At 63.8% G+C, this 9273-nt stretch carries 16 protein-coding genes, 2 tRNA genes and 1 pseudogene; 12 read left to right on the forward strand and 7 right to left on the reverse strand.

Going from position 1 to position 9273, the window contains the following annotated elements; genetic code table 11:
* Positions 1–111: 111 nt before the first annotated feature.
* Positions 112–579, reverse strand: a complete 468-nt coding sequence (locus tag EN964_RS14720) for a hypothetical protein (RefSeq protein ID WP_127267942.1) — start codon at positions 577–579, stop codon at positions 112–114.
* A gap of 123 nt (positions 580–702) precedes the next feature.
* The gene (locus tag EN964_RS14725; RefSeq protein ID WP_127267943.1) at positions 703–1236 is read right to left on the reverse strand and encodes a hypothetical protein; all 534 of its coding nucleotides are present in this window, start codon (positions 1234–1236) and stop codon (positions 703–705) included.
* Between the two features lie 29 nt (positions 1237–1265).
* Here EN964_RS14725 and EN964_RS14730 point away from each other — a divergent pair, with 29 nt between their 5' ends.
* Positions 1266–1499 (forward strand): hypothetical protein, encoded by a 234-nt coding sequence (locus EN964_RS14730; protein WP_127267944.1) that lies wholly within the window; start codon positions 1266–1268, stop codon positions 1497–1499.
* A gap of 2 nt (positions 1500–1501) precedes the next feature.
* Here the strand turns inward: EN964_RS14730 and EN964_RS14735 are convergent, their stop codons facing one another.
* Positions 1502–1705, reverse strand: a complete 204-nt coding sequence (locus EN964_RS14735; RefSeq protein ID WP_127267945.1) for a helix-turn-helix transcriptional regulator — start codon at positions 1703–1705, stop codon at positions 1502–1504.
* A 74-nt stretch (positions 1706–1779) separates the two neighbouring features.
* Here EN964_RS14735 and EN964_RS14740 point away from each other — a divergent pair, with 74 nt between their 5' ends.
* The gene (locus EN964_RS14740) at positions 1780–2448 is read left to right on the forward strand and encodes an XRE family transcriptional regulator (RefSeq protein ID WP_164748671.1); all 669 of its coding nucleotides are present in this window, start codon (positions 1780–1782) and stop codon (positions 2446–2448) included.
* Between the two features lie 99 nt (positions 2449–2547).
* On the opposite strand, the gene EN964_RS14745 is transcribed toward EN964_RS14740, so the two are convergent.
* A complete protein-coding gene (locus tag EN964_RS14745; RefSeq protein ID WP_127267947.1) occupies positions 2548–3060 on the reverse strand; it encodes a zinc ribbon domain-containing protein in 513 nt (170 codons plus the stop codon).
* 44 nt (positions 3061–3104) lie between these two features.
* On the opposite strand from EN964_RS14745, the gene EN964_RS14750 reads away from it, so the two are divergent.
* The 9 genes from EN964_RS14750 to EN964_RS14785 are packed head-to-tail and all read left to right on the forward strand — an operon-like array spanning position 3105 to position 7680.
* The gene (locus EN964_RS14750; protein WP_127267948.1) at positions 3105–3338 is read left to right on the forward strand and encodes a hypothetical protein; all 234 of its coding nucleotides are present in this window, start codon (positions 3105–3107) and stop codon (positions 3336–3338) included.
* Positions 3339–3343: 5 nt separating this feature from the next.
* Positions 3344–3580: a hypothetical protein gene (locus EN964_RS14755; RefSeq protein ID WP_127267949.1), complete on the forward strand. Its 237-nt coding sequence runs from the start codon at positions 3344–3346 to the stop codon at positions 3578–3580.
* Complete coding sequence (locus EN964_RS37690) at positions 3580–3717, forward strand: hypothetical protein (RefSeq protein WP_164748670.1); 138 nt, start codon at positions 3580–3582, stop codon at positions 3715–3717. The genes EN964_RS14755 and EN964_RS37690 overlap by 1 nt, the downstream gene beginning before the upstream one ends.
* Before the next feature lie 19 nt (positions 3718–3736).
* The gene (locus EN964_RS14760) at positions 3737–4258 is read left to right on the forward strand and encodes a hypothetical protein (protein ID WP_127267950.1); all 522 of its coding nucleotides are present in this window, start codon (positions 3737–3739) and stop codon (positions 4256–4258) included.
* Position 4259: 1 nt separating this feature from the next.
* Positions 4260–5390: a DUF5131 family protein gene (locus EN964_RS14765; RefSeq protein ID WP_127267951.1), complete on the forward strand. Its 1131-nt coding sequence runs from the start codon at positions 4260–4262 to the stop codon at positions 5388–5390.
* A complete protein-coding gene (locus EN964_RS14770; RefSeq protein WP_127267952.1) occupies positions 5387–5758 on the forward strand; it encodes a DUF4031 domain-containing protein in 372 nt (123 codons plus the stop codon). The genes EN964_RS14765 and EN964_RS14770 overlap by 4 nt, the downstream gene beginning before the upstream one ends.
* Positions 5755–6213, forward strand: a complete 459-nt coding sequence (locus EN964_RS14775; RefSeq protein ID WP_127267953.1) for an ASCH domain-containing protein — start codon at positions 5755–5757, stop codon at positions 6211–6213. Before EN964_RS14770 ends, EN964_RS14775 begins: the two co-directional genes overlap by 4 nt.
* A complete protein-coding gene (locus EN964_RS14780) occupies positions 6210–6500 on the forward strand; it encodes a hypothetical protein (protein ID WP_127267954.1) in 291 nt (96 codons plus the stop codon). Before EN964_RS14775 ends, EN964_RS14780 begins: the two co-directional genes overlap by 4 nt.
* Positions 6493–7680: a hypothetical protein gene (locus tag EN964_RS14785; protein WP_127267955.1), complete on the forward strand. Its 1188-nt coding sequence runs from the start codon at positions 6493–6495 to the stop codon at positions 7678–7680. The genes EN964_RS14780 and EN964_RS14785 overlap by 8 nt, the downstream gene beginning before the upstream one ends.
* A gap of 45 nt (positions 7681–7725) precedes the next feature.
* On the opposite strand, the gene EN964_RS14790 is transcribed toward EN964_RS14785, so the two are convergent.
* Positions 7726–7802 (reverse strand) — tRNA-Asp (locus EN964_RS14790).
* 216 nt (positions 7803–8018) lie between these two features.
* Here EN964_RS14790 and EN964_RS14795 point away from each other — a divergent pair.
* Positions 8019–8094: transfer RNA gene (locus EN964_RS14795), tRNA-Val, on the forward strand.
* A 63-nt stretch (positions 8095–8157) separates the two neighbouring features.
* On the opposite strand, the gene EN964_RS14800 is transcribed toward EN964_RS14795, so the two are convergent.
* Both EN964_RS14800 and EN964_RS14805 read right to left on the reverse strand, forming a co-directional pair.
* Positions 8158–8928, reverse strand: coding sequence for an SDR family NAD(P)-dependent oxidoreductase (locus EN964_RS14800; protein WP_127267956.1), 771 nt, complete (start codon positions 8926–8928; stop codon positions 8158–8160).
* A gap of 13 nt (positions 8929–8941) precedes the next feature.
* A pseudogene (locus tag EN964_RS14805) lies at positions 8942–9273 on the reverse strand (ABC transporter permease); the annotation flags it as partial.

A 9273-nucleotide genomic window follows, 5' to 3' on the forward strand; every position in this document is an offset into this window, starting at 1 on the left:
CCTTGCGCGCGGCGGCTTCGATCTTGAGGTTCGTCAACCGGTCGCACTTCACCGAGAACCGGTAAAAGCTGTCGGCGCGCTCTTCGGGGTCACGGCGGGCAAGGCTGGCCATCACGCTGCCACCTTCCGGCGCGCCCGGTAGAGCGAGCTGATGCCTTCGTCGATCTCGCGAACCGCCGCCCGCTTTGCCGCGGCGATGTCGGAACGCCCGGCGACGACTGCCGCGAGCGATGTCACCGCCTCGCTGGTTTCCTTGTGCACGTCGGCCAGGTCATCGACCCCGACGGCTGCCGGCGGTTCCGGTTCAAGCGGCACGAGCGTGTAGCCGAGCATGTTGGCCAGCTCTTCCAGCATCATCGGCGCGCCGAGCTGCCGATCGAGTGCCACGATGACGGCGGCGTTGATGAAGTTCGGCTCCGAGCGGGAGCCGTATTTCGACAGCATGTCGGTCGGCACGCCCGCGACGTGCTGGAAGACGCCAGGTCCGCCGGCGAGCTTGATCAGCTGCTCGGTGCGCGCCTTGATCCGAATGCGATCTTCGGCCGTGGTCAGGAAAAGGGCAGGGTCGAGCTTGGACATGGCAGCTTCCGGACAAAGCAAAGCCGTCAAGGAATTTTTCTTGCGAAAAGATTCCGTGCAGGCAGGAAGGGGTTTGATTCAGTGTGCGGGCGTCAGTTCACGGAGGCCCGCAAGCAGATGCACTCATGGTCCGCCACCTCGAAATCGGTTTGCCGCCCGGCGCGCATGCGCGCCGGCGAGATCGTCATCCAGATCGGCCACCGCACGGGCCAACACCCCGGCGCCGATCATCGTGGCGTATTCGGTCAGCGCCAGGGCGACGGCGCGCGCGTTCGTGCAGCGCTCGTAGGCGGCGACCGCGCGCACCAGCACCATCACATGGTCGGGCAGCAGGATCGCGTTGCTGGAAAGATCAGGCGCGCCGGCCGAAGAGGCATCAACTGCCGGCGCGCTGTCCTGGCCGGCACGAACGCTAGCCGGACAGGAGGACCCGTCCTCCGAAGCACGCAGTGCGCAGGAGGATTCAGTGAAATGGGCAAAGGGGGCGCCGCCCAGGGAGGAGCCGGACGGCGCGGCTGCGGCTTGGGAGGCCAACGCAGCGGGGAATTCATAGTCGACGGCGCCAGCCTGGCGCGGCACGAGGCGTTCGGTGAAGCCGACACCGGCAAGCCGTGCGCCACGATCGGCAAGAGCAGGAGAGGCGAGGCGCTGGCTCATGCTGGCACCGCAATCTCGGGTGCACGATGATGGCCGACAGAAGCAAGCTGACCGAACCGACCATCATCTTCGACACGTTCTGCACAAGCGTCGATGTCGATGCGCACGAAGAGTTCGTCAGGCTGACAGGGTGCGATGAAGTACCGGTCGTCGGCTACGACGGCCCGGAACTGCGCATCGTCGCGCGCATGGTGCTGCCGCGCGAAACCGCGCGAGACCTGGCGGTTGATCTGCGAAGACAACTCGCGAAGCGGGAGCGCTGAAATCATGCCGCGTCCTCCGCTGCCGGGTTGGCGATCAACCGCTCGAGCAAACGCTTCACAGGGCGGCTCGGCTCGGAACCTGTCTCGATCCGGGAGACGGTGGCCTGGTCTACGCCGAGTTCATCCGCCAGCTGCTGCTGCGTCCACTTGCGACTGGCGCGCAGGGCCTTGACGGACTCTCCAGTGATCGGTGCGGCGATGTTCATGGCGCGCAGTTATGCGCAACGCATACTCACCTGTCAATGCCCTGCGCATAATGAAATTCCTCAGAGTGCATATCATGGCTGAAGAAATCCACGACAGACTGAAGGCTTCCCGACTCGCTGCCGGCTTCCGAAGCGTGCGCGAGGCGGCAACCTCGCTAGGCATCCCCTATCAGACCTATGCGTCGCACGAAAATGGCAATCGGGCGTTCGACAACCAGGCCGCAGCGCAATATGCGCGTCGGTTCAAGGTCTCGATCGACTGGCTTCTGACCGGCCGTGGCGAAGCGCCAGAGGCGATGCCGTCGCTGGTGCCGCTGATGGGCTACGTCGGCGCCGGCGCTGAGGTTGAGCCGGATTTCGAACAGGTCCCGGAAGAGGGCATGGAACAGATAGAGGTTCCTTTCCCCCTGCCAGCCGACATGATCGCGTTGCAAGTGCGGGGTGATTCGATGCTTCCGCAGTTTCGCAACGGCGTGATCATCATTGTCTATAGGGAACAGCGCAGGTCGACCGAAAGCTTCTTTGGTGAGGAAGCAGCCGTGCGCACGACTGACGGCCGCCGCTTCATCAAGACGATCCTGCGCGGCACCACCGGCGTCAACCTGATCTCGTGGAACGCACCCGCCATCGAGAATGTGCATCTTGCATGGGTCGGCGAAATTTTCACCTATTTCCCGGCGACGGCTATCCGGCGCATCGAAAAGCAGGGCGGCATCCAGGGGCAACTCAGATTGAGAGCTTAAGCCGAATTATGCTCTGTGTATAATTTCCTTTGACTTGATATTATGCAATGTGCATAGTCACCTCCACTCGCAATCCCGCGATGGAGGCATGGCGTGTCGCTATCTCATCCAGTTGCCGTCAACGACAGAGCCGAGGTCTTCCTCGAGGCTGCCTTTGACCATGGCCACGCCGGTGCCGTCGGCCGCGGCGACCTGGCAATAGGCCGCCATTGCGATTCCGACGTGTATCTTGGTACCGACCAGCGTCCATCGCGCCGTGACCACTTCGACAAACGCACCGTTGATTGCCCCGATACTGCTACGCCGGATATCTCGAATGATGCCGGCGTCCCTGGCCTGATCCAGAACCTGTTGGCCGTTCCAGCCCTTGCAAATGTCGGCGCCCGCGACCTTCGGCGCTTCCGCCTGGTTCCCGCCCTTGTGCAGGCCAACCCACACCAGCACGGCGAGAGCCGGAATAATGAACCATTTCGAGAGCGCCTTCTTTGCCGGCGCATCCGGAGGTCCGCGCGTCGCGTTGCCGGCGAAGTCATGCCGGCAGAACCGGCAGATGCGCGCGTCGCGCTGAACTGTTTCCGCGCACTCCGGGCAAGTCTTGGTGTCGCCCTCCATAGTTCCCCCCCACAGCATTTTCCCCAACGAGAAAGGATAGTCCTATGATCACCTTCCAGCAACCGCCCATCGGCTCGCTGTCCACTTCCCCCGCAGTCTTCACCCAAGGCATCGTCGAGCTGATGGCCGATAAGATGCTGGAAATGGGCATGAACGGCACGGCGGTCACCGCCGACAGCCTGGCCGAACATTCCAGCTTCACCCGCGCCCAGATCGAGGAACACGGCCACGAAGCGGCGGACCTCGCCAAGTCGCGCGCCGTCCACAGGCTGGACTGACGGCCATGCAAACCGTCGCCGAACGTCTGATCGCGGTGGCCGGCCAGTCCGCCGAGATGGAAGCGTGGATTTCCCGCCAGCTTATGGCCGGCCAGAAACCATCGCAGATCCTGGCCGAACTGGGGCAGGGCGGTTTCGACCGCGCCTGCGCCACCCTGGCCAACGTGCACACACGCCTCGCGCTGGCATCGGCCTTCACCTTCGCGCTGGCTTTCGTCAGCGTCGCCGTGGGGCTGCGCTGATGAAGCCCCGCGTGCGCTGCCCGAACTTTCCCGAATGCCGCTGCGGCGACGACTGCACCGACCGCAGCGACACCCGCATGCTGCGCCTGCTGTTCGGCCTCTTCATCACCGGCACCGCGCCATCGGCGCAGGGCTGATTTACGTGGGAATGCGCTCATGAACCAGTCCGTCACGCAGCCTTGGGTGCAAGGCATCAGCTTCATGCAGCAGACCGTGCTGCTCACCGCTATTCGCGGCCCTGACGGCATAGGCAAGTATCATCCGTGCAAGTTCATGCTGCGCTGGTTTCGCCGATGCGTCCTGCTCTCGGCGATGGACGGCCGGGCGCTGACCGACCCTGCCGAACGCAACGGCGGCTCGTTCACCGGCCCCAGCTACGAGGCAACGGTCAGGCCGGTATACAAGGAATGGTATGGGCCGATGGACAAGATCGTCGGTGACTATCTGCGCTCACTCGACGAGTTGCCGCACCATTTCCAGATGCACTTCCTGCATGCGGTTCAGATTGTCGGCTTCAAGCATCCCGACGAGGTAATCCGCAGCTGGTGGGCGCAGGTCTATCTGCGGCTGGTCAACGACCTGCATCTGCACCCGGAGAGCGAAGCCGAAATGGATCGCCGCCTCGGCGACAATCGAGCCCAATGGCTCGAACGCAACGACGCTGCGACGGTGGATTGAGATGGCTGACAAATCCGCCATCGAATGGACCGACGCGACGTGGAATCCTGTCGTCGGCTGCACCATCGTCTCGCCCGGCTGTACGCGTTGCTACGCCATGGGCATGGCCGCCCGTATCGAGGCGATGACGAAGGCGCTGCAGGCCAAGGGCCAGACCGGCGCGCCGCATTACAACGGCACGACGCGCAAGGTGAACGGCAACACCATCTGGACCGGCAAGCTGGCCATGGCGCCCAACCACATCGTCTTGGAGCCGCTGGCCTGGCGCGCCCCGCGCCGCATCTTCGTCAACTCCATGGGCGATCTCTTCCACGAGAACGTTCCCGACGACTGGATCGACAAGGTGTTCGCCGTCATGGCGCTGGCGCCGCATCACACCTTCCAGGTGCTGACCAAGCGCGCGAGGCGGATGCGGTCATACATAAGAAGTCTTCCAAACCGCGATGATATCGTCGGCAAAGCTGCGGCTCATCTATGGGGCGGCACGGATCCTGACGGGGTTTTCGATGCTGCAATGCATGCGGTGCGTATGCCGCTGCCGAACGTCTGGCTTGGCGTCTCCGCCGAGCGCCAGCAGGAAGCCGACGAGCGCATCCCGGATCTGCTGGCGACGCCGGCAGCAATCCGCTTCGTCTCCGCCGAGCCGTTGCTTGGGCCAATCGACTTTACGCGCATGCGCCCTCCGGTCGACAAGCAGGTGTATGGCTTCCCTAACCTCGACGCGCTGCGCGGGAGTTGGTTTGTCGATGGCCATAGGCCAGACGAAGAGATGCCAGACACCGGCGTCCGCCTCCACTGGATCATAGTCGGCGGCGAGAGCGGTCATAAGAGCCGCGCAATGCACCCGGCCTGGGCGCGGTCAATCCGCGAGCAGTGCGCAGCGGCCGGCGTGCCGTTTTTCTTCAAGCAGTGGGGAGAGTGGCGCCCATCGACGCCAGAGCTTGCTTACGGGAACCCGCGATCGGGGTGGCGCTGTCTAGCCGCGCACCCGCATCTGCCGCGTCCGCACGAACTCTATCCCGAGGCTGGCGCCGAATTCGTCGAACACGTCGGCAAGAAAGCCGCCGGCCGGTTGCTCGACGGCGTCGAGCACAACGCCATGCCCGAACTGCGGGAGGTACTGGCGCTATGAGCGTTTACGTCGACAACGCCAAACATCCATTCGGTCGTCTTCTCATGTGCCACATGTGGGCAGACACGCGCGCAGAACTGTTCGCCATGGCGGACCGCATCGGCGTCCAGCGCAAGTGGTTCCAGCGCCCGGCCGGGCTTGGCGTCGCCGGCATGGATGCAACGTGGGAGCATTTCGACATCGCTCAATCGAAGCGTGCTCTGGCCGTCGCAGCCGGCGCGATCGAGACAGATAAATATGGCCCGGTCGAGCACACCGCCCGGCTGAAAGGCGACCAGGTGAAGCTCGAGCAGATAGCGGAGCTTCGCGCCAAGGGCTTCGGTGCCGGCGCAAGGCCCGCTGATCCAAAGCAGGGAGCGCTGCTATGATCGAGCTTCCCGACCTCGCCATTTCCGTCCGCCAGCCATGGCCATGGGCGATGATGCACTGTGGCAAGGATATCGAAAACCGCGACTGGCCGACGAAGATCAGGGGCCGTGTCTGTCTGCATGCCGCCAAGGGCATGACGCGCGACGAGTACGAAGACTGCCTCGCCACAATCCATGAGATTAGTCTGACGCACCCTTTCAAGCCGGGCTTGATGCTGCCGGCATTCGAGGAACTGCCGCGGGGCGGCATCGTCGGAACGGTCGACATAGTCGATTGCGTCGCTGAAAGCGCCAGCCCGTGGTTCTTCGGTCGCTATGGATTTGTTCTGCGCAACGTCGAGCTGCTTGACGAGTTCATCCCCGTCAAAGGCGCCCTCGGCTTTTTCAGATGGCGTGACAACCTCAATGCCGTGCCGGTGTTAAAGGCAGCGCCAAGACAGGGGAGCCTGCTATGACACAGACTCATGCTCCACAACCGTCATCCGTCCGCTTCCCAGTGCAGCCGCGCCTGGTGCCGGCGATCAAGGCGGCGCGCTATCTGCACCTGACGCTGCCGGAATTCATGGAATTGCTGCCGGCGCTGCAGCATCAGGGTTTTCCACGGGCTTGCCCGATCACCGGCAATTACGACCTGGTGGCGATCGACGCATGGCAGGACAAGCGCTCTGGCCTTGCCGGATCAGGATCCGGCGCGCAGTCTAGCGCCGAAATCGCAAGAGCGAGGCTGGCGACCCTTGGCTAAGATCAAGCTGAAGCACTACGTCATCCGCAAGGGCAAGTACGGCTACTGGCTTCCGACGCCGAAGATGGTCGAGGCGGGCTTCGAATGCATCTCCTGCGGCACGGATGGGCCGGATGCATGGGCGATTGCCAGGCAATGGGAAGACCGCTGGCAGGAATTCCGCAAGGGCAGGGAGCCGCCGCGCCTGCATGTCTGGCCGAAGGATTCGATCGGCGACGCCTTTACCCGCTATCGTAAGATGGATGCCTGGAAGCGCAAGCCGCCGCGCACGCGTGAAGACTGGGAACGTGGCTGGACGTTCATCGAGCCGTACTTCGCCGACCTGCCGCCGGCCGACATCACGCTCGAGCTGCTCGACGACTGGTATGGCCGCCTGCTGCGCGTCAGGGGCGTCGACATCGCCTATCGCGCCATGAAGACGTGGCGGTCGCTCTACAACGTCATGGCCGGAATGAAGCTGTGCCCGCCCAAGGCCGACCCCTCGCAGGCGATCCGCCGCCAGACGCCGCCGCCGCGTCACCAGACGTGGACGGAAGGCGAAGTGGTGCGCATGGTCAAGGGCGCCTGGCGCGCCGGCTACCGCGGCCTCGCCTGCATCATCGCCGTCGCGTGGGACACCAGCTTCTCGCCGGTCGACGTGCGCACGCTGACCCCGGCGCAGGCGATGCAGACGGCGCAGGAATGGGGTTTTCTCATCGCGCGCACCAAGAGCGGCGAGGCGGCTTTCGGCACGCTGTCGCCGCGCACCCAGCGCCTGGTGCTGGCCTACATCGAATCGCTCGGCGTCACGCTGCTCGACGATGCGCCGATCTTCCGCTCGCGCGGCTTTGAACCGGGACCGAAGGGCGGCCGGCCGCGCGCCGGCGTGCCCTACACCAAGGACTCGCTCGTCGACGATTTCGCCGACCTGCGCAAACTGGTGTTCGGGGCTGGGGAAAAGCGCCGGCTCATGGACATGCGGCGTTCGGGCGCGGTCGAGGCCAACGCCGGCGGCGCATCGGTCGAGGCGATCTCGGCCAAGATGGGTAATTCGATCGATGAGAACAAGGCGCTGCAGAAGACCTATATGCCGGTCAACCTGGCAGCCGTCCGTTCCGCCGATGCCAGCCGCCGCGAAGGCAGGAAACTGCTTGGTCAGGAACGGAATGAATACAAAAAGTTGAAACTCTCCGGAAAATGAGAGTTGAAACTTTTCAAGGGGCGGTAGCTAACCCCTTGAAATAAATGGCGCGAGTGACGGGGCTCGAACCCGCGACCTCCGGCGTGACAGGCCGGCACTCTAACCAACTGAGCTACACCCGCGCATGGCGAACACGTGTCAGCCGTGTTCGTCGTTGGGGCGCTGGATAAGGGGTTCGCCACCGGGTGTCAAGCGTGACAGGACAGCATAACAGCAAACAGGAGAAGGTTTTTTGACAGCCGGCGTTTTGTTGGCAAAACCGGCATCCAACCAGGGCATCCTGCGCTCATTTGGCCTTGCGAAGCGGACCCTGACCGCTTAAAGGTCCGGCCCGGAGCGGGCGATTAGCTCAGTTGGTAGAGCGCTTCGTTTACACCGAAGATGTCGGCGGTTCGAGCCCGTCATCGCCCACCATTCCATTAGTCCATTCAAACTGTTGCCAAGACACGGAACCGAGTCGTTCGGTAGATGCTGCAATCACGGCGGCAACAGTCGAAAATCATTGCCCTCCGGCAGCAACTGCCCGCCATCGACGACGATGGTCGTGCCGGTGATGTAGCTGGCATCGTCGGAGGCGAGGAACAGGAAGGCGTTGGCGACGTCGCGCGGGCTGCCGAGGCGGCCGAGCGGAATGGAGTCCTCCATGTTCTTGATGTAAGCCGCGCCGCGATGCAGCTCGATGGCTTCGGTCAGGATGTTGCCGGGCTCGACACCGTTGACGGTGATGCCGTAGCCGGAGAATTCGAGCGCGGCGGCACGGATGAAGCCGTTGATGCCGGCCTTGCTGGCCGAATAGTGGCCGTGGCCGGGGCTGGTGACATGCGGGCCGGTGATGGAGGAGGTGTAGAGCATGCGGCCAAAGCCTTGCGCCTTCATCGGCACCAGGGCCGCGCGGCTGGCATTGAAGGTGCCGCGCAGATTGACCGCCATGACGCGGTCCCAGTCGTCGGCGCTGGTATTCTCGATCAGTTGCCAGGGATAGATGCCGGCATTCTGCACGATGATGTCGAGGCGGCCATGCTGCTTCAGCGCCAGCGCCACGGCGGCCTCGGCGTCGCTCATTTGCGAGATGTCGGTGCGGATGAAGGGGACGCCCAACTCGTCAGCGGTGGCTTGCCCGGCATCGGCCTCGGTGTCGGCGAGCACCAGCCTTGCGCCTTCCTCGGCAAAGCGTAGCGCGATGCCCTTGCCGATGCCGCGGGCGCTGCCGATGATCAGCGCTACCTTGCCTTGTAACCGATTGGTCATGCGAGCCGTCCTGTCATGCGAGTCTTTGGCGAATGGTTTGCTTGAAGGCGTCGAGCAGCACGGCCGCCAGCACCAGCAGGCCGTGGATCACCTGGGTAAAATTGGCCGGCAGGCCCATCAAATTGATCGCCGTGTTGATGGCCGAGAGCAGCAGCACGCCGGCATAGACGCCGGGCAGGGTGCCGACGCCGCCTTTGAGGCTGACGCCGCCGATGACGACCGCGGCGAAGGCGTTGAACAGCAGGCCGACGCCGAGATTGGCGGTGGCGCCCGACGTGCGGATCGCCAGCAGCCAGCCGGCAAGGCCGGCAATCGCGCCGGCAAGCACGAAGGCGATGATGAGAT

The sequence above is a fragment of the Mesorhizobium sp. M7A.F.Ca.CA.001.10.2.1 genome, from assembly GCF_003998575.1.
Classification (GTDB): Bacteria; Pseudomonadota; Alphaproteobacteria; order Rhizobiales; family Rhizobiaceae; genus Mesorhizobium.